This window comes from Sphingomonas sp. CCH21-G11, from assembly GCF_001555965.1.
Classification (GTDB): domain Bacteria; phylum Pseudomonadota; class Alphaproteobacteria; order Sphingomonadales; family Sphingomonadaceae; genus Sphingomonas.
On record NZ_LSHX01000056.1, the window covers coordinates 100,887 to 120,118 of the forward strand.

16 protein-coding genes are annotated in these 19,232 nt (G+C 67.9%); 12 read left to right on the forward strand and 4 right to left on the reverse strand.

Going from position 1 to position 19,232, the window contains the following annotated elements; translation table 11 throughout:
- Positions 1–42: 42 nt before the first annotated feature.
- The 3 genes from dnaE to AX676_RS16505 are packed head-to-tail and all read left to right on the forward strand — an operon-like array spanning position 43 to position 5,847.
- Entirely contained in the window at positions 43–3,540 is a 3,498-nt protein-coding gene (dnaE, locus tag AX676_RS16495; protein WP_066479297.1) for a DNA polymerase III subunit alpha, read from the forward strand.
- Between the two features lie 21 nt (positions 3,541–3,561).
- The gene (locus AX676_RS16500; protein WP_197417111.1) at positions 3,562–5,157 is read left to right on the forward strand and encodes a long-chain fatty acid--CoA ligase; all 1,596 of its coding nucleotides are present in this window, start codon (positions 3,562–3,564) and stop codon (positions 5,155–5,157) included.
- Positions 5,158–5,199: 42 nt separating this feature from the next.
- Entirely contained in the window at positions 5,200–5,847 is a 648-nt protein-coding gene (locus tag AX676_RS16505; protein ID WP_066479301.1) for a hypothetical protein, read from the forward strand.
- On the opposite strand, the gene AX676_RS16510 is transcribed toward AX676_RS16505, so the two are convergent.
- Positions 5,848–6,918: a PA0069 family radical SAM protein gene (locus AX676_RS16510; RefSeq protein ID WP_066479304.1), complete on the reverse strand. Its 1,071-nt coding sequence runs from the start codon at positions 6,916–6,918 to the stop codon at positions 5,848–5,850.
- Between the two features lie 55 nt (positions 6,919–6,973).
- Here AX676_RS16510 and AX676_RS16515 point away from each other — a divergent pair, with 55 nt between their 5' ends.
- Together AX676_RS16515 and AX676_RS16520 are read left to right on the forward strand one after the other, a co-directional pair.
- Positions 6,974–7,318 (forward strand): VOC family protein, encoded by a 345-nt coding sequence (locus AX676_RS16515; protein WP_066479305.1) that lies wholly within the window; start codon positions 6,974–6,976, stop codon positions 7,316–7,318.
- An 89-nt stretch (positions 7,319–7,407) separates the two neighbouring features.
- Entirely contained in the window at positions 7,408–7,953 is a 546-nt protein-coding gene (locus tag AX676_RS16520; protein ID WP_197417110.1) for a YbjN domain-containing protein, read from the forward strand.
- Between the two features lie 224 nt (positions 7,954–8,177).
- Here AX676_RS16520 and moaB read toward each other — a convergent pair whose 3' ends face one another.
- The 3 genes from moaB to AX676_RS16535 are packed head-to-tail and all read right to left on the reverse strand — an operon-like array spanning position 8,178 to position 11,207.
- Positions 8,178–8,705 (reverse strand): molybdenum cofactor biosynthesis protein B, encoded by a 528-nt coding sequence (moaB, locus tag AX676_RS16525; protein WP_066479311.1) that lies wholly within the window; start codon positions 8,703–8,705, stop codon positions 8,178–8,180.
- Positions 8,695–10,449: a lytic transglycosylase domain-containing protein gene (locus AX676_RS16530; RefSeq protein WP_156437713.1), complete on the reverse strand. Its 1,755-nt coding sequence runs from the start codon at positions 10,447–10,449 to the stop codon at positions 8,695–8,697. The genes moaB and AX676_RS16530 overlap by 11 nt, the downstream gene beginning before the upstream one ends.
- Positions 10,450–10,484: 35 nt before the next feature.
- The gene (locus tag AX676_RS16535) at positions 10,485–11,207 is read right to left on the reverse strand and encodes a uracil-DNA glycosylase family protein (RefSeq protein ID WP_197417109.1); all 723 of its coding nucleotides are present in this window, start codon (positions 11,205–11,207) and stop codon (positions 10,485–10,487) included.
- 143 nt (positions 11,208–11,350) lie between these two features.
- On the opposite strand from AX676_RS16535, the gene AX676_RS16540 reads away from it, so the two are divergent.
- From AX676_RS16540 to AX676_RS16570, 7 genes are all read left to right on the forward strand, one after another.
- Positions 11,351–13,006 (forward strand): electron transfer flavoprotein-ubiquinone oxidoreductase, encoded by a 1,656-nt coding sequence (locus tag AX676_RS16540; RefSeq protein ID WP_066479325.1) that lies wholly within the window; start codon positions 11,351–11,353, stop codon positions 13,004–13,006.
- Positions 13,007–13,091: 85 nt separating this feature from the next.
- A complete protein-coding gene (locus AX676_RS16545) occupies positions 13,092–14,621 on the forward strand; it encodes a tetratricopeptide repeat protein (protein ID WP_066479328.1) in 1,530 nt (509 codons plus the stop codon).
- A gap of 4 nt (positions 14,622–14,625) precedes the next feature.
- On the forward strand, positions 14,626–15,465 hold the full coding sequence (locus tag AX676_RS16550) for a 4-(cytidine 5'-diphospho)-2-C-methyl-D-erythritol kinase (protein ID WP_082731200.1): 840 nt from the start codon (positions 14,626–14,628) through the stop codon (positions 15,463–15,465).
- Positions 15,466–15,592: 127 nt separating this feature from the next.
- The gene (locus tag AX676_RS16555; RefSeq protein WP_082731201.1) at positions 15,593–16,372 is read left to right on the forward strand and encodes an enoyl-CoA hydratase/isomerase family protein; all 780 of its coding nucleotides are present in this window, start codon (positions 15,593–15,595) and stop codon (positions 16,370–16,372) included.
- Positions 16,369–17,097, forward strand: a complete 729-nt coding sequence (locus AX676_RS16560) for an N-formylglutamate amidohydrolase (RefSeq protein ID WP_066479330.1) — start codon at positions 16,369–16,371, stop codon at positions 17,095–17,097. Before AX676_RS16555 ends, AX676_RS16560 begins: the two co-directional genes overlap by 4 nt.
- A gap of 9 nt (positions 17,098–17,106) precedes the next feature.
- Entirely contained in the window at positions 17,107–18,828 is a 1,722-nt protein-coding gene (gene ilvD, locus AX676_RS16565; RefSeq protein ID WP_066479332.1) for a dihydroxy-acid dehydratase, read from the forward strand.
- Entirely contained in the window at positions 18,809–19,195 is a 387-nt protein-coding gene (locus tag AX676_RS16570; RefSeq protein WP_066479334.1) for a hypothetical protein, read from the forward strand. Before ilvD ends, AX676_RS16570 begins: the two co-directional genes overlap by 20 nt.
- The last annotated feature ends 37 nt before the right edge of the window (positions 19,196–19,232 follow it).

Below are 19,232 nucleotides of genomic sequence, written 5' to 3' on the forward strand. Positions count from 1 at the left end.
CGACGGCTTTTGGAATCGGCGTTGGCACCCTAGGCTGGCGTCATGCCCCATTCCGGTTTCGTGCCGCTGCGCGTCTTTTCCTCCTACACCATGCTGGAGGGCGCGATCGAGCCCAAGGCGATCGCCAAGCAGGCGCGCGCGCTCGGCTTTCCTGCGGTCGCGCTGGTCGACCGCAACGGTCTCTATGCGGCCATGGCCTTTTCCGATGCGTGCAAGGCGGAGGGGGTTCAGCCGATCACCGGCGTATTCCTCTCGATCATCCGGCCTGGCCATGAAGGCGAGTTCAAGCCGGTGCTCGACTGGCTGGCACTCTATGCGCAGGACGATGTCGGCTATGCCAATCTCTGCGCGCTGGTGTCGATGGCGCATCTCGACCGCCCGGTCGAGCATCCGGCCTATGTGACGATCGACGCGCTCGCCGGGCGCACCGACGGGCTGATTGCGCTGACCGGGGCGGGCGAGGGCGCGCTGGCCCGGATGTTCGCCGACGGCCAGCATGACCATGCACGCCGCTATGCCGACCGGCTGGAAACGCTTTTCCCCGGACGCCTTTATATCGAGCTCGCGCGGCGCGGCGATGCAATGGAGCAGGCCGCCGAACCCGCGCTTGTCGATCTCGCCTATGATCGCAATCTGCCGCTGGTCGCGACCAACCCGTGCTGCTTCGCCGACAACGCGTTCCACGAGGCGCATGACGCGATGCTGTGCATCGCCGCTTCGACCTATGTCGCGTCCGAGGACCGCGCGCGCAGCTCGCCGGACGCGTGGATGAAATCCGCGCCGATGATGCGCGCGCTGTTCGGCGACCTGCCCGAGGCGATCGACATGACGCTGCACATCGCGCAGCGCTGTGCGGCGGTCGCGCCGAAGCGCAGGCCGATCCTGCCCAGCCTGGCCGGCGACCGCGCCGGCGAGGCGCAGAAGCTGCGCGACGATGCGCGCGAAGGGCTCGCCCGGCGGTTGGCCAAGATCGCGAGGGGCGAGGGCACCGACGCGGACGGCGCGTGGACCCAGGTCTATCGCGACCGGCTGGAGTTCGAGCTCGACGTCATCATCCAGATGGGCTTCCCCGGCTATTTCCTGATCGTCGCCGACTTCATCAAATGGGCGAAGGACAACGGGATTCCGGTCGGTCCGGGTCGCGGATCCGGCGCGGGGTCGGTCGTTGCCTGGTCGCTGACGATCACCGATCTCGACCCGATTCGGCTGGGGCTGCTGTTCGAACGTTTCCTCAATCCCGAGCGCGTGTCGATGCCCGACTTCGACATCGATTTCTGCGAAACGCGACGCGGCGAGGTGATCCGCTACGTCCAGGAAAAATATGGCCGCGACCAGGTGGCGCAGATCATCACCTTCGGAAAGCTGAAGGCGCGCGCGGTGCTCAAGGACACCGGCCGCGTGCTTCAGATGAGCTATGGCCAGGTCGACCGGCTCGCCAAGCTGGTGCCCAACCACCCGACCGATCCGTGGACGCTGGAGCGCGCGCTGAACGGCGTGAGCGAACTGGCGCGCGAATATGCCAATGACGACCAGGTCCGCCACCTGTTCGACCTGGCGATGAAGCTGGAAGGGCTGCCGCGCCACAGCTCGACCCATGCAGCCGGCGTGGTGATCGGCGACCGACCGCTCGCCGAGCTCGTGCCGCTGTATCGCGACCCGCGTTCCGACATGCCCGTCACCCAGTTCGACATGAAATATGTCGAGGGCGCGGGGCTGGTGAAGTTCGACTTTCTGGGCCTCAAGACGCTGTCGGTGCTGCGCGAGGCGGTGGAGCTGCTGGCGGTGCGCGGCGTCGATGTCGATCTCGATGCGCTCGGCTGGGACGACCCCAGGGTCTACGAGCTGCTGCAGCGCGGCGATACGGTCGGGGTGTTCCAGCTCGAATCGGAAGGCATGCGGCGCACGCTGTCCGCAGTGCGCCCATCCAATTTCGGCGACATCATCGCGCTCGTCTCGCTCTATCGCCCGGGTCCGATGGACAACATCCCGACCTTCGGCCGGCGCAAGAACGGGCAGGAGGCGATCACCTATCCCCACCCGCTGCTCGAGCCGATCCTGGCCGAGACCTATGGCATCTTCGTCTATCAGGAACAGGTGATGCAGGCCGCGCAGATCCTGGCGGGCTATTCGCTGGGCGGCGCCGACCTGCTGCGCCGCGCGATGGGCAAGAAGATCAAGGCGGAGATGGATGCGCAGCGCGCGACCTTCGTCGAGGGCTGCGCCGCGCATAACGACATCCCGGCGGCCAAGGCCAACGAGCTGTTCGACTTGATCGACAAGTTCGCCGGCTATGGCTTCAACAAGTCGCACGCGGCGGCCTACGCGCTGCTCGCCTATCAGACGGCGTGGCTGAAGGCGCATCATCCGCACGAATTCTTTGCCGCGTCGATGAGCTTCGACATCCATCAGACCGACAAGCTCGCGATTTTCGTCGACGACATGCGGCGGCTGGACATCGCCTGCCGCCCGCCCTGCGTGAACGCGAGTTCGGCGAGCTTCATGGTCGAAGACGAGGGAGGTACGCTGGCGGTGCGCTATGCGCTGGGCGCGCTCAAGGGGGTGGGCGAGCGTGCGATGGCGGAGCTGGTCGCGGAGCGCCGGACCAAGGGTCCCTTCCGCTCGATCGACGATTTTGCCGCGCGCGTCGATCCGCGCCTGCTCAACAAACGGCAGATCGAGACGCTGGCCGGCGCGGGCGCATTCGACGGGGTCGAGCCCAACCGCGCCGCGATCCATGCGGGGGCGGAAACGATCCTGGCGGTCGCGCAGCGCACGCATGAAGGCCGGGTGAGCGGGCAGAGCGGGCTGTTCGGCGACGATCCGGTCGCCGAGGCCGCGATCCGTCTGCCCGCCGATGCGCACTGGTCGCTGACCGAACGCATCGCCGCCGAGCGCGAGGCGTTCGGGTTCTACTTCTCGGCGCACCCGCTCGACCGCTTCGCGCATCTCGCGCGCGTGCACGGTGCGCGCCCGATCGTCGCGCTCAACGATGTCGATGTGGCCGAGGGCGGGCGCACGGTCGCGAGCTTCGCGGCGCTGGTCGAGGATGTGCGCTGGCGTACCTCCGCGCGCGGCAAGCGATACATGATGGCGACGCTGTCCGATTCGTCGGGTCAGTGCATCGCGACCTGTTTCGACGAGCCGGTCGCCGCGATGCTTGAGGAAGCCGCGCGCGAAGGCGGCTGCGCGCTGGTCTCTGCCGAGCTCGACCGCCGCGCGGGCGAGGATAGCGTCCGGGTCACGGTCAAGCGCATCCAGCCGCTGGAGGGGCTTGCCAACAACACCCGCCTGTTGCTCGACGTGGCGGTCGATCATGCCGACGCCGTCGCCGCGCTCGCCGTTTTGCTTGGCGACCATACCGGCGGGCGCGGCGAGGTGCGGCTCCATGCCCCGATCGACGGCCCGGGCGAGGCGCAGGTCGTGCTCGGGCGAGGCTTCCTGCTCGACGGGGAACTTGCCGCGCGGATCGAGAAGCTGCAGGGTGTTCGATGGGCGGCGCTGAAGACCGCTGAGACCGCGCGGCTCGCCGCCGCCGGCTGATAACGGGAGATGGATGCAACGATGCTTGGATCGATGCAGGATTTCGAGCTGCGGATCATGCGGCTGGTCGATCATGCCGAACGCGAGCATGGCACGCGCGAGATCGTCAGCCGCTGGGCCGACGGAAGCGAGACCCGGACCGATTGGGCCGGCATCGCACGCGATTCGCGCCGCCTCGCCAGCATGCTCACACGGCTGGGGATGAAGCCGGGCGATCGCATCGCGACGCTAGCGATGAATCACAGCCGGCACCTGGTCACCTGGTACGGGGCGATCGGCATGGGTGGGATCGTCCACACCGTCAATCCGCGCCTGTTCGAGGATCAGCTCGCCTATATCGTCAACCATGCCGAGGATCGCGTGCTGTTCTATGACCGCGCTTTCCAACCGCTGGTCGACAAGCTGAAGCCGCAATGGCCGACCATCGAACATTATGTCGTGTACGACAGCGACGGCCCCGACGGGTTCGAGGCGCTGATCGCGGAGGGCGACGACGGCTTTGTATGGGTCGAGGGCGACGAGCGCGATCCGTGCATGCTGTGCTATACAAGCGGCACGACCGGCAACCCGAAGGGCGTGGTCTACACCCATCGTTCCTCGATGATCCACGCGATGGCGGCGCTTCAGCCTTCGGTCTTCGACCTGTCGTCGCGCGCGGTGGCGATGCCGATCGTGCCGATGTTCCACGCGGTCGGCTGGGGCCTGCCCTTTTCGACCCCCGCGGTCGGCGCCAAGCTGGTCTTTTCCGCGATCAACGATCCGGCGGTGCTGTGCGAGTTGATGAACCGCGAACGCGTGACGCATTCGGCGGGCGTGCCGACGGTGTGGTTCGCCATGTTCCAGCACATGGATGCGGCGGGAGTCGCGCCAGAGCATCTTCAGCTCGTCACCATCGGCGGCTCGGCGGCACCGCGCTCGATGATCGAGCGGCTGATGCGGATGGGAATCCGCGTCAATCACGCCTGGGGCATGACCGAAACCTCGCCGATCGGCACGATCGGCGCGCGCTCGGTCGACTGGGACGAATTGAGCTTCGACCAGCAGGTCGGCCAGGTGGTCCGGCAGGGCCGCGTGCCGTTCGGCGTCGAGTTGCGCATCGTTGACGACGAAGGCGTCGTGCAGCCGCGCGACGGTGAATCGTCGGGGCGGCTCCAGATCCGTGGGCCATGGATCATCAAGCAATATTTCCAGGATGCGGGCGGACCGTGCCTGAGCGCCGACGGCTGGTTCGACACCGGCGATGTCGCGGTGCTCCACCCCGACGGCACGATGCACATCACCGATCGTGCCAAGGACGTGATCAAGTCGGGTGGCGAGTGGATCAGCTCGGTCGAGCTCGAAAACGCCGCGGTCGGCTGTCCCGGCGTGGCGGAGGCCGCCGCGATCGGGGTCTACCACCCGAAATGGGAGGAACGGCCGCTGCTGCTGGTGGTCCGCAAGCCCGGCTCCGACGTGACCCCGGAACAGGTCAGCGCCTATCTGGCTCGCCACGTTGCGAAATGGTGGCTGCCCGACGAAATCCTTTTCGTCGATCAATTGCCCCACACCGCGACCGGCAAGCTGTTGAAGACCGCGCTGCGCGCGCAGTACAAGGATTACAAGCTCGCCGCCGCTTGAGGCGGGGGATCAGGTCGGATCACTGCACGTTAGGGGACTGCCATGCCGCAAACCCGCAGCCGTGCCGCCAGGCGCGACTGGTCGAGCATTCCGATCGACCAGATCATCGACCGTGAATTCGGCCTCAACACCGAACTGCGCAACGGCACGGCGGCCTATGTCTGGATGTTCCGCGAGTTTGAACGGACCGGCGATCCGGCCCTGTTTCTCGAGCGGCTGCTCGACCAGGTCGGCGCGCAGTATCGCGCCAATGGCCAACCTGGCGCGCAGCTGCTGACCTTTGGCGACGGCAGCTGCAACTACCTGTTCGATTTTACGCGCAGCCGCGTCGCGATGGTCTGGGGCGTGAGCCGACCCGCGGCGCCGGGGACCCGCGACGATGCCTATCACGCCGGTTATCCGCGCGCCGCCGACGGTTTTGACAAGGGGCACGCGTGGTCGCACGCCCAGGGCGGGCGCGAAGGCGGGCCGAACTATTTCCAGCAGACCCGGCGGCTCAACCAGGCGCGATCGGACAATGGCCGATTGTGGCGCGCGATCGAAATGTTCCTGGCCGCCCATGCCGGGACGTCGGCATTCATCCGATTGATCTATGCAACGGGCAATTCGGGCGACGTCCCCGATGACGTCGAATACGGCATCCTGTCCGGCGAGGGCCAGTTTCGCGCGGTGCAGTTCCCCAATCGCTGATCAGAACAGCTCGCCCTGCGCGCCCGCGGGCGGGCGGAACAGGTCGGTGCGCAATTCGATCCGTTCGGCGTCGAGCCCCAGCTTGCGCGCGGCGATGTGGAAACGCGTGCGGAGCAGCGCCGCCCAGGGACCTTCGCCGCGCATTCGTGAGCCGAAACGGGGATCATTGTCTCGGCCGCCGCGCAACGCGTGGATGATCGCCATCACCTTGCCGGCGCGATCCGGAAAATGCGTGTCGAGCCATGCGCGAAACAGCGGCGCGACTTCATGCGGCAACCGGACCGGAATGAACGACGTCGCCCGCGCCCCCGCTTCGGCCGCGCGCGCCATCAGCGCCTCCATCTCATGATCGGTCACCGCGGGGATGACGGGTGAAATCGAAACCTGCACGGGCACGCCCGCGTCGGCAAGCAGCCGCACCGCACGCAGCCGCCGCTCCGGGTGGGGTGCGCGCGGTTCGATCGTCATCGCGATGGCGGGGTCGAGCGACGTGACCGAGACCATCACCGCGGCCAGCCCCTTCGTCGCCATCGGGCCCAGCAGGTCGATGTCGCGCAGGATGCGGTCGGACTTGGTCGTGATCGTCACGGGGTGGTCGCAGGCCGCCAGCACCTCCAGGCAGGCCCGCGTGATCCGCCACTCGTTCTCGATGGGCTGGTATGGATCGGTGTTGGTGCCGAAAGCAATCGGGCGACACGTATAGCCCGGCCGCCTCAGTTCGTCGCGCAGCAGCCGCGCTGCGTCGGGCTTGGCGAACAGCCGCGTTTCGAAATCGAGACCGGGCGACAGGTCGAGAAACGCGTGGGTCGGCCGCGCGAAACAGTAGATGCAGCCATGCTCGCATCCACGATAGGGGTTGATCGAACGGTCGAACGGCACATCGGGCGATTGATTGCGGGTCAGGATCGTGCGGGGCGTCTCCACCGTCACTTCCGTGCGCAGGCGGGGTGGATCGCCATCGATCACGCCGCGCGCGTCGCGCCAGTCGCCGTCTTCTTCATGCTGGGGCAGGCCGAAGCGCATGCTCGCCCGGTTGAGCGTGGCACCGCGGGCGGGGCGCACTTTGGTCATTGCCAATCTGTAGGAGGCGCGTCAGAACATATCAAGAACAATTTGGAGGTCATCGATGGCGCGGCTGAACTATCTCGAACTGCCGGTCGGCAATCTGCCGGGGCTCAAATATTTCTATGGCGAGGCGTTCGGATGGCGTTTCACCGACTTCGGGCCGAGCTATGCCGCGACCACCACGGGCGATGTCGACATCGGATTGGATGGTGATCCGGAAACCCAGGTGAAGGCGATGCTGCCCGTCATCGGGGTCGACGATCTCGAGGCCGCGCAGGCGCGCGTAGAGCAGGCGGGCGGGTCGGTGACCGTGCCGATCTTCGCCTTTCCCGGCGGGCGGCGGTTTCATTTCCGCGATCCGCACGGCCATGAACTGGCGGTGGCGCAGACCGACGCGGAAAGTTGAGCTTGCGCCGCGGCAGTCCGTCGCCAATGATGCCGGAAATAATATAGGTTCATGGGGTTGGGATGAGAGTTGCGCGGATGCCGCGGGCGATGCTCGCGACGTTTTTGGTCATGGGCGGGGGTGCGACCCCGGCGCTGGCCAAGGACGAGACGCTATGCCGCGCGGGCTTCGTCTGCGCCAGCTATCCGGAGGGCGTGCTGCGCGCGATGACCGATGCTGGCCTGACCGCCAAGCTGGGCGTCGACCGCCAGGGCGATCCGTCGATCGAAGGCGAAGGTGCCGGATACAAGTTCGACGTGTTCTTTTACGGCTGCGAGAACAAGAAGCAGTGCGATTCGCTTCAGTTCCAGGTCTCGTTTTCGGCATCGCCCGAACTCGACACCGAATTCGCCAACAAATGGAACGTCAGCAAGCGGTTCCTGCAGGCCGGAATTCGCGAAAACGGCGTGCTCGCGTTCAGCTATGACCTGACCACCGTCGGCGGCGTCAGCGCCGACAATTTCGACGACGTGCTGGTGTGGTGGCAGGTGATGCTGGACGAAGTCGGCAATTTCTTCGATGCGAACCGGCCAAAGTACGAAAAACCGGCCGATGCGCCGGCTGCCGATCCGGTCGTGACGCCGACGGCATCCTGACGCGACGCCCAAAGCGAGCCGGCGCGCGCCAACCCTGTAACGAACGAAGCCGACCTAGAGCCTGATGACGTTAGATCGAGGCGCGCTCTAACGGCTTTCTCGTCGCCCCGGCCTCATGCCGGGGTTCACCGTGCCGCGCAGTCCCGCAGTTGCGATGTGTCGCCCCGTGGGCCCGGCACAGGGCCGGGGTGACGAAAGTCGATTCCGTGCAAAGCCATCATGCTTCAGCGTTCGCGCAGGCGGGGCATCAGATCGACGAAGTTGCAGGGTCGAAAGCGGCTGTCGAGCTGATCCTTGAGGATCATGTCCCACCCGTCCTTCACCGCGCCGGTCGATCCCGGCAACGCGAAAAGATAGGTGCCACGCGCGACCGCGGCACAGGCGCGCGACTGGATCGTCGACGTGCCGATCGTCTGATAGCTGAGCCAGCGGAACAGCTCGCCAAAGCCGGGAATCGGTTTGTCCTGCACCAGTTCGACCGCCTCCGGCGTGACATCGCGTCCAGTGACGCCGGTGCCGCCGGTCGAGATCACGCAATCGATCGCCGGATCGTCGATCCAAGCGGTCAGCCGCGCGACCAGTGCCGGCACATCATCGCGGACGATGTCACGCGCGGCCACGACATGCCCGGCTGCCTCAATTCGCGCAACGAGCGTGTCGCCCGACCGGTCGTCGGCGGGCGTGCGGGTGTCGGAAACGGTCAGGACGGCGATGCGGACGGGAAGAAACGCGCGGTCGGGATCAACGGGCACCGGTCGCGCTGCCCGCCCGTGTCCCGCGCGTCTTGCTGATGCGCACCGCCTTCTCGCCCGGCAGGCCGGGAAATTTCGGCCAGAGGCCCTGCGCGAGCGCGGCGCGGCTGGCCGACGCCTTGCCCTCCTTGCGCTCGTACATCCAGTAGTTGCGCAGCACCGTCATCACATAGCCCCGCGTTTCCCAGTACGGGATGCTCTCGATATAGAGGAGCGGGTCGCCGTTATCGTGGGTCTGCACATTCCACGCCTCGACCGGCGAGGGGCCGGCATTGTAGGCCGCGATCACCTTGGGCAGCAGGCCCTGGGTCGCGGCCATGTCGCGCAGCTTTTCAAGATAGCTTTGCCCGACCTCGATATTGGTGGACGGCCGGGCGAGTGCCGACCGGTCGATCGTCACGCCGCGCGCCCGCGCGATGTCGGTGGCGGCCGCCGGCATGATCTGCATGAGCCCGAACGCGCCCGCCGGGCTGACGATATCCGCATCGAACCGCGATTCCTGCAGAGCGTGGGCATAGACCAGCGCCTTGTCGACACGCCAGCCGCCGTCGGGCGTCCAGTTCGGCGCGGGGTAGCGCGCCTCGACCGCCGGGCTCGCGCCGGGCGGGCAATATTGCGCGAGCCATAATTGCGTCTGGGGCAGATTGAGCGTCCCGGCCAACCGGCTGAGTGCGGCGAAATCGCGCACGTCGCCGATCTTGGCCTGGTGGCGCAGGACGCGATCGGCGAGCGCGGTTTCGTCGATCTCGATCAGTGCCGACGCGACCTGAACGTTGATCAGCGCGCCGAGCGCGTGCCAGTCGGCGGTCATCGCGTCAGCGGTCCTGACGGGCGCGTCGTCCATGCCGAGCGCATGGCGCGCGAGCAGGCCGTAAAAGGTCTCGCCATATTGCGACGCGCTCTGCAACCGCGCCTGCACCAGTTCGGGATGACCACAGGCGATGTCGGCGCGCGACGCCCAATACAGGCCGGCCGATCGCATTTCGGAGTGCGTCGCGCGCTGGGCGACCGACTGGAACGCCGCCTGCGCCGCGCCGCAATCCTGTTGCCGCCACGCCGCCAGGCCGTCGACCCAGTCGGCCTGTGCGACCCAGTCGCCTTCGCCACGCCGGGCGCGTGCCGCCATCCGGCGCGCATTGGCGTCGTCGCCGGCGGTGTAATAAATCCACGCGACGCGCTGCGCCCATTCGGCCCGCGCCTCCGGCGTCAGGTCGCCGTCGCGCGTATCGAGCAGCGCCTCGGCCGCGGCGCCGTCGTCCGCCTTGATATGGGGGCGCATCGCCACGGCGAGCTCGGCGGCGGCCGCGTCGCTCTTGACCGATTTCAACCGCGCGCGCACCGGTGCGCCACCGACCCAGACCAGCTTTTGCTCGGCGGGGAGCGGCGGCAAATCCTCGATACCGCGGCTTTTGGCCAGCCGGGCAAGCTGTGCGGCATGGGGCAGTTCGGGCGCCAGCGCGACGAGCTCGGCCAGCGCCTGTCCCGCCGCCTTGGGCGAATTGCGCGCGGTATAAAGCTCCGCCCGCGCGATCGAATGGAGCAGACCGGGCTTCGTTGCGTCGAGCAACAATTGCGCATCGGCCCAGCGTTCGGCGCGGATCGCCGCGAACACCTTACGATAATTGAGCCGTGCGGCGTCGTCGAGCAGCACCGGCAGCCGGGGCGCGCGGGCGGCGGCGGATACGGCAGCCGACGGAGACGACGGTGCCGCCGCGTCGCGCGCCTGCGCGGCGACCGGAAGCATCAATGTCGCCAAGGCAACTGCGAACGAAATCCTCATCACTCAAAACCCCCGGCCAGCAACTGCAGGTCTTGCCACGTCTCGGCCTTGAAGTGCCGGCGTTGCAGCAGCAGTCGCGGGTGTGGAACACCAATGGCGGAAACTATCCGATCGTTAGGGTTAAGCGTACGCAAACGACCCCAGCGCGCAGGGGCGTCTGCCCCGACAAACGCACGGCTCACCGATTGTCCGAGCAAAAGCGCATGTTTCGCGGGGAGCAATGCCAGGTGATGCTGGGCAAGGCGACCCAGCCGATCAACCTGTTCGACGCTCAGATGATCGCCCAACGGCCGGGTCCAGCACAGCGGCACGACGAGCGTATTTTGACGCGAACGTCCGATCGCGCGCAGCATCGCGTCGAACAGCCGGCCCGCGGCGCCGGTCAGAATCTCGCCGTCGCGATCATCGGCATCGGGATGATCGGTGAAGACGACGAGCGGGGCATCGACCGGCCCGTGCGGTGCAAAACGCGGGCCGGGCCACGCCGCCTCCGGCGCGGACGGGCCGACGCGCCAGGCGAGAAACGCCGGGAGATCGCCGGGAAAGTCGGGGTCGACGCGGTCATCGGCGGCGGGGGTCGGCAAGGTCGGGGCCGGCGCGCCCACCCGGCCGAACCAGTCGCGCGGATCGTCCGCGACCAGCGTATCGACGCCGGCGTCGATCCACCAGTCGAGCGCCGCCGCGGCGGTTACCCGCCAATTCCCGTGTTGCTCCGCTCCCATCCGCTTCATAAGGTGCGAAGCTGACGAAAACGTCAATTCCTCCGGAGGTGCGGGAGGATCAGGCGTGGCCGGGCTGCGACGAGGGCGTCTGTCTCTTGCCGCACCGCCGCCCCTGACAACGGATTGGCGTCGAGGAGAATGGAATGAGCGAACGCGAATCAATGCCCTATGACGTGGTGATCGTCGGTGGCGGCCCCGCCGGGCTCTCCGCCGCGATCCGGCTGAAGCAGCTGGCGACCGGGCAGGGGCGGGAACTCTCGGTCTGCGTGCTCGAAAAGGGGTCGGAGATCGGCGCGCACATCCTGTCCGGGGCGGTGATTGATCCGATCGCGCTCGACGAGCTGCTGCCCGAATGGCGCGACATGGGGTGTCCGCTCGCCGCGACGCCGGTGACCGAAAACCACCATTGGATATTGAGCGAGACCGGCAAGCGCGAGTTCCCGCACTTCCTGCTACCCGGATTCATGCACAACAAGGGCTGCTATACCGGCTCGCTCGGCAATCTCTGCCGCTGGCTTGCCGAACAGGCCGAGGGCATGGGCGTCGAAATCTTTCCCGGTTTCGCCGCCGCCGAAGTGCTGTTCAACGACGATGGGTCGGTCAAGGGCGTCGCGACCGGCGACATGGGCATCGCGCGCGACGGCACGCGCAAACCCGATTATCAGCCGGGCCTCGAACTCCATGCCCGCTACACTTTCTTTGCCGAGGGGGTCCGCGGTCACCTGTCCAAGCAGCTGATGCGTCAGTTCGATCTGCGCGCGAACTGTGACCCGCAAGTCTATGGAATCGGGATCAAGGAGCTGTGGGACATTCCGCCGGAAAACCATGTGCCGGGACGCGTGATCCACAGCCAGGGCTGGCCGCTGAGCGAGGGCGCGAACGGTGGCGGCTTCCTCTATCATCAGGCGAACAACCAGGTCGCGTTGGGCTTCGTCACCTGGCTCAACTATTCCAACCCGCACCTCTCGCCCTTCCACGAAATGCAGCGGTGGAAGACGCATCCGGCGATCGCGGCGATCCTGAAGGGCGGCAAGCGCGTCAGCTATGGCGCGCGCGCGATCAATGACGGCGGCTGGCAGTCAGTGCCCAAGCTGGTCTTCCCCGGCGGTGCGCTGATCGGCTGTTCGGCGGGATTCGTGAACGTGCCGCGGATCAAGGGCACGCACACCGCGATGAAGACGGGTATGATGGCCGCCGAGGCTGCCTTTGCCGCGGTCGCCGCCGACCGGCGCGGCGACGAGCTGACCGCGTACAGCGAGGCTTATGAGGCGAGCTGGGTGTACAAGGAGCTGTTCCAGGTCCGCAACGTCGTCCCGCTGGTCAAGAAATATGGCGACACGATCGGCACGGGCCTTGCGGGCGTCAACATGTGGGCGGAGAGCCTGGGGCTGAAGATGCCGTTCACGATGCACCACCATCCCGACCACGAGAGCCTGTGGCGCAAGGATCTGGCGAAGAAGATCGACTATCCCAAGCCCGACGGGGTGCTGACCTTCGATCGCCTGTCCTCGGTGTTCGTTTCGAACACCAACCATGAAGAGGACCAGCCCGTTCACCTGACGCTGAAGGACCCGGACGTACCGATCCGCCACAACCTGCCGCTCTATGACGAGCCGGCGCAGCGTTACTGCCCGGCGGGCGTCTATGAAGTGGTGGGCGAGGACGCGGGCGAGCCGAAATTCGTGATCAACGCGCAGAATTGCGTCCACTGCAAGACGTGCGACATCAAGGACCCGACCCAGAACATCAACTGGGTCGTGCCGGAGGGCGGGGGAGGGCCGAACTATCCCAATATGTAATCGCGTTCGCCCGGCCGGACTTGGGCTGATCCTCGCGCTCGCGGGGTTCGGCGCGCTGCCCGCGCATGCCGACAATATCCGGACATTGTCCGCCTATGCCCGCGCGCGGCTGGCGGCGACCGACGGGCACGTGGGTGCGGCGGCGGCGGGCTATGCCGAGGCGCTGGCGGCCCGGCCGGAGGACGAGTTGATCGCGATCCGTGCCTATCGCGAAGCGCTGGCGGCCGGCGACATCCCGCTCGCGCTCAGTGCCGCCGCGGTGCTCGATCGATCGCAGGTCGCGCCGGCCGATGCGGCGGTGCTGGCGTTCGCCGACGCGCTCGCCACCGGCAACCGCGTGCGTGCCGCCGAGGCTGCCGCTCAGCTCGATGGCTCTCCGCTCGAATTCATGACGCCGGTGCTGCTGGCCTGGCTGACCTTCGACAGCGATCCGGCGGCCGCGCTGGCGATGCTGGAAACCGGCAGCGACAATGCGCTGACCCGCCGCTATGCGAGCGAGAGCCGGGCGCTGATGCAGATCGGATCGGGTGACGTCGCCGGGGGTGTCGCCGCGCTGCGCGTCCTGCTGGCCGGCGACCAGTCGAGCCTGGACCCGCGCCTGAACGCCGCCATGCTGCTCGCCGGCCAGCGCCAGGGCAATCTGGGCCGTGCGCTGCTCGTGGGTGACGACCCGGTGCTCAGCCGCGCGGCGCAGGCGCTGCGCGGGGTGCGCGCCGACAGCCGCTTCGGGGCTTCGCGCCTGTTCGTCCGGCTGGGCAGCGACCTGACCAGCGACGGGACCCAGGCGCTGGCGATCGCTCTCGCGCGCTCGGCCCTGCGTCTCGACCCGACCGACGACCGCGCGCGCCTGATCCTCGTCGACGGCCTGGCGCGCGAGGGTGCGGAGGCGGGTGCGCTGGCGACGATCGCCGAAATCGGGCCGAAAAGCCTGTTCGCGCATCCTGCCCGGGTCGCGGAGATCTTTGTGCTGCAGCGCGCCGGACGAGGCGCCGAAAGCCTCGCGCTGGCCCAGCGACTGGCGACGGCACCGGATGCGTCGGCCAATGATGCGCGGACCTACGCCGACCTGCTGTTCGACGCGGAACGCTTTGCCGAGGCCGCGGATGCCTATGCGCTGGTGATGACACGCGGCGGGGCGGGGCCGGCATGGGTGACGCAGCTGCAGCGCGGCGGCGCGCTCGAACGTGCGGGGCGCTGGGCGGAGGCGCTGCCGTTCCTGAAGAAAGCGGTCGAGCTGGCACCCAACGAGGCGACCGCGCTCAATTATCTCGGCTATGCACAGGCGGAGCGGGGCGAAAACCTGACCGAGGCGCTCGCGCTGCTCGAACGCGCCAGCGCCTTGCAGCCCAATGATGCAGCGATCACCGACTCGCTCGGCTGGGCCTATTTCCAGAATGGCTTTGCGACACGCGCGCTGCCGCTGATCGAACGCGCGGCGCGTGGCGAACCGGCCGACCCGACGATCCAGGAGCATCTGGGCGATGCCTATTGGCGGGTGGGGCGGCGCTATGAGGCGCGCTATGCCTGGCGCGCGGCGGCGCTCTACGCGACCGGCGAACATGCCGACCGGATCGCGATGAAGCTCGCCTCTGGTCCCAAGATCGCAGCGCGCTGAGCGATTGACCGTGGAGATCGTGGAGGCGGCGCCGGCGAAGCTGAACCTGGCGCTGCACGTGCGCGCCCGGCGCGACGACGGCTATCATGAGCTCGACACGCTGTTCGTGTTCGTGCGCGACGGCGATGATCTTCGCATCGTCCCGGCCGACGCCGACCGGTTCACGATCACCGGGCCGTTCGCCAGCGCGCTCGACCCGGCCGCCGACAATCTGGTGACTCGGGCGCGCGACCTGTTTCGCCGGGAAATTGCCCCGGCGCCGCCGGTTGCGATCGAACTGGTCAAGCGCCTGCCCGTTGCTTCCGGCATCGGCGGCGGATCGGCCGATGCCGCCGCGACGCTGCGCGCGCTTGCCCGACTGACGGGAATCGCACCTGACGATGCCCGGCTGGTCGCGGTTGCCGGGCGGCTCGGTTCCGACGTCCCGGCCTGCCTCCTTGGCCGTGCGGCGCGCGGGTCGGGGCGGGGCGAGCAGTTGATCGAGATTGCGGGCTTGCCCGGGCGGCCGGTGCTGCTGGTCAACCCGGGTGTCGCGGTGTCGACGGCACGGGTGTTTGCCGGGTGGGACGGTGTGGATCGCGGCGGCATCGGCGAAGGCGCGCTGATCGACATTGCGCAGGCCGGCCGCAACGACCTGCAGCCGGCGGCTTGTGCGATCGCGCCGGTCATCGCTGATGTACTCGGTCACCTGTCGGCGTTGCCCGGCGCCGCGATGGCGCGGATGTCGGGATCGGGCGCGACCTGTTTCGCGCTGTTCGACGATCGCGCGGCATGCGCGGCGGCGGCCACCATGACGCGCGACCGGCACCCGGACTGGTGGTGTCTCGAAACGGTGCTGACGTGACAGCCGGTCGTCCCGTTCCGGCACCCGGCCGGGCAATCGATCCCGGAAAATGGCGGCTTTGCTCGGCTGGCACGGAAGTTGTTGGGCGTGACGCACGGATCGATCGCCGGGAGCGAAACGTCCGGGGATGGTCCTGGCGCAGGCCGGCGCCATCCCGACCGGATTGCTGCCGGTGATCCGGTGTACGCGTCACGACGCGGTCCTGTCGATCGGGCTGGACCGTCCGGCCCGGCGCAACGCGCTCGCCACCCCGCACTGGCGCGAACTCGCCGACACATTGGCAGCCATTTCGCCCAACGATACCCGCGTCGTCGTGCTGCGCTCGCTGGTGCCCGGCATCTTCTCGGCCGGCGCGGATCTCGGCGATTTGGCGCGCCTGCGCGACGATGTGGGCGCGCGCCCGGCGTTTCTCGACGCGATGCGGGTGGCGATCGACGCACTTGCCGCGTTGCCCGTCCCGACCGTGGCGGTGATCGACGGGGGATGCCATGGCGCGGCGGTCGCGCTCGTACTCGCCTGCGACCTTCGGATCGCCGGGCCGGGCGCGCGTTTCGCGGTGCCGCCCGCGCGGCTCGGACTGCTCTACCCCGTCGAGGATGTGACGCGGCTCGCCGCGCAGGTCGGGGCCGGCCATGCCGCCCGCCTGTTGTTCGCCGGGGACGCGATCGATGCGGTGGAGGCACAGCGGATCGGCCTGGTCGAGCAGGTTGCGGACGATGCTTCGGCGTCTGCCGCGCACTTTGCAACGACCGTTGCCGCCAATGATCCGGACGCGGTGCGCGGGCTGAAGGCGATGCTGGCCCGCCCCGCCGATCCCGGCCACCGCGCGGCGTTTCTGGCGCGTTTCGGCAGCGACGCGTTTGCCGCCGGACTTGCGGCCTTTGCGGCGCGCGAGGGACGCGGATGACCGAATTTATCGACGGCGCCGATCGCCGGCTGCTGCTGTTGTGCGATCATGCATCGAATAGGGTGCCCGACGACATCGATCTGGCGATCGATCCGGCGCTGCTCGACCTGCACATCGCGGTCGATCTCGGCGCGGCGGCGCTGACGCGCGCACTGGCGGCGCAATCGGGCGCACCGGCATTTCTGGGGACGGTGTCGCGGCTTGTGATCGATCTTCACCGCCAGCCCGACCATCCGGCGCTGATCCCGCTGGTGAGCGACGGGCACGACATTCCCGGTAATCGAGATGTCGACCGCTCGGCCCGCATCGCCCGCTTCCACGCCCCCTATCACCGCGCGATCGCGCGTCACATCGCCGCGCATCGTCCGGCGCTGATCGTGTCGATTCACAGCTTCACGCGCCGGCTGGCGCATGGCGACACCGCAAGGCGGGTCTGGGACGCGGGGATCCTCTACAACCGCGACGCGCGCGCCGCCGCCCCGGCGATTGCGTCGCTGCGTGCGCAGGGGATCGAGACCGGCGACAACCAGCCCTATTCGGGGCGGCTGCTCAATGCGACGCTGAACCGGCACGGCGAGGCGCACGGCATTCCCTATGTTGCGATCGAGGTGTGCAACGACCAGCTTGCCGACCCCGCCGGCGTCACGCGTTGGCGCGAGATCGTCGGCAAAATGATCGATGACGTGCGCAACAGACTTGCGCGGGAGGCGCCTCCCGCGACATAGGCGTGCGCCATGAGCCATCAATTCGACAAGTCCCGCCTGCCCAGCCGTCATGTTTCGGTCGGGCCCGAGCGCGCACCGCATCGCAGCTATTACTATGCGATGGGCATTGCCGAGGCGGACATCGCCAAGCCCTTTGTCGGTATCGCCAGCGCCGGCAACGACAGCGCGCCGTGCAACACGACCCTGGATTTCCAGGCGGATGCCGCGCGCGCCGGGGTGGTTCAGGGCGGGGGAATGCCGCGCCGCTTCAACACGATCACCGTTACTGACGGCATCGCGATGGGTCATCAGGGGATGAAATCGTCGCTGGTCAGCCGCGAGGTCATCGCCGATTCGATCGAGCTCAGCATGCGCGGCCACTGCTACGACGCGCTGGTCGGCTTTGCCGGGTGCGACAAGTCGCTGCCTGGCATGATGATGGCGATGCTTCGCCTGAACGTCCCGTCGATCTTCGTCTATGGCGGCTCAATCCTGCCCGGACGCTATGAGGATCGCGACGTGACCGTCGTCGATGTGTTCGAGGCAGTGGGTCGATACGCCGCCGGCACGTGCCCGCTGCACGACCTGACCGCGCTGGAAAAGGTCGCGTGTCCCGGCCACGGCGCGTGCGGTGGCCAGTTCACCGCCAACACCATGGCGTGCGTCGGCGAGGCGATCGGCTTGTCGCTACCCAATTCCAACATGGTTCCCGCCCCCTATCGCAGCCGCGAGGAGATCGCTGTCGCCGCCGGCGAACAGGTCATGGCGCTGATCGCGCGCAACCTGCGCCCACGCGACATCTGCACCCGCGAAGCCTTCATCAACGCCGCGCGCGTGGTGGCGGCGACCGGCGGCTCGACCAATGCGGCGCTGCACCTGCCCGCCATGGCGAGCGAGGCCGGCATCGACTTCGATCTGTTCGACGTCGCAGATGCATTCAAATCAACACCTTACATCGCTGACCTGAAACCCGGTGGCAAATATGTCGCCAAGGACATGTACGAGGCCGGCGGCGTCTACATGCTGATGAAGACGATGCTCGACGGCGGTTTCCTGGACGGCAACTGCATGACCGTGACCGGGCGGACGCTGGGCGAGAATATCGACGAGGTGACGTGGAACCCCGACCAGAAGGTCATCTATGACGTGAAGACGCCGATCACCGCCACGGGCGGCGTCGTCGGCCTGCGCGGCTCGCTCGCGCCCGACGGGGCGATCGTCAAGGTGGCGGGGATGCAGCGGCTGCAATTCACCGGGACCGCGCGTGTTTTCGATTGCGAGGAGGATGCCTTCGCCGCCGTCGAGGCGCGCGACATCGCAGAGGGCAGCGTGATCGTCATCCGCTACGAAGGGCCGAAGGGCGGGCCGGGGATGCGCGAGATGCTGTCGACCACCGCCGCGCTCTACGGCCTGGGGCTGGGCGAGAAGGTCGCGCTCATCACCGATGGCCGTTTTTCGGGTGCGACCCGTGGCTTCTGCATCGGCCATGTCGGCCCGGAGGCGGCGGAGGGCGGGCCGATCGCGCTGATCGAGGACGGCGACGTCATCCGTATCGATGCAGAGGCGGGCACGATCGACCTCGACGTTGCGGAGGAGGTGCTCGCCGCGCGTCGGGAGGCCTGGCGGCCCCGCGTCAACGACTATCAGGCGGGCGCGTTGTGGCGCTATTCGCAGACGGTTGGTCCGGCCTATAAGGGCGCGGTCACGCACCCGGGGGCCAGCGCCGAACGTCATGTCTACGCGGATATCTAGCCGACCGGTTGCCGCGCTGCTGCTGGCGCTGGCGGGCTGCGACCCGGCGCCGCCCGAAGCATCGAATGTCGTCGCGGCGGCGGAATCGGCGCCCGCCGACCGGATCGCGTGCGCCGATCCGGGCAGCGACCGTTTCACGTCGAGCTGCACCCTTGAGCGCCGGGACGGGCCGGAAGGCGCGATCCTGGTCGTGACGCGTGGCGATGGCGGTTTCCACCGGCTGCGCGTGACTGATGACGGCCGCGGCGTGGTCGCCGCCGACGGCGCCGAACCCGCGCGGGTCCGGATCATCGGCGACAACCGGATCGAAGTCGCGATCGGCGGTGCGCGCTATCAGTTGCCGGCGACGATCGCCGCCGGGCGATGAGCCGGGCCTGCCCTGCCGGGGCACCCATCCTGACGGC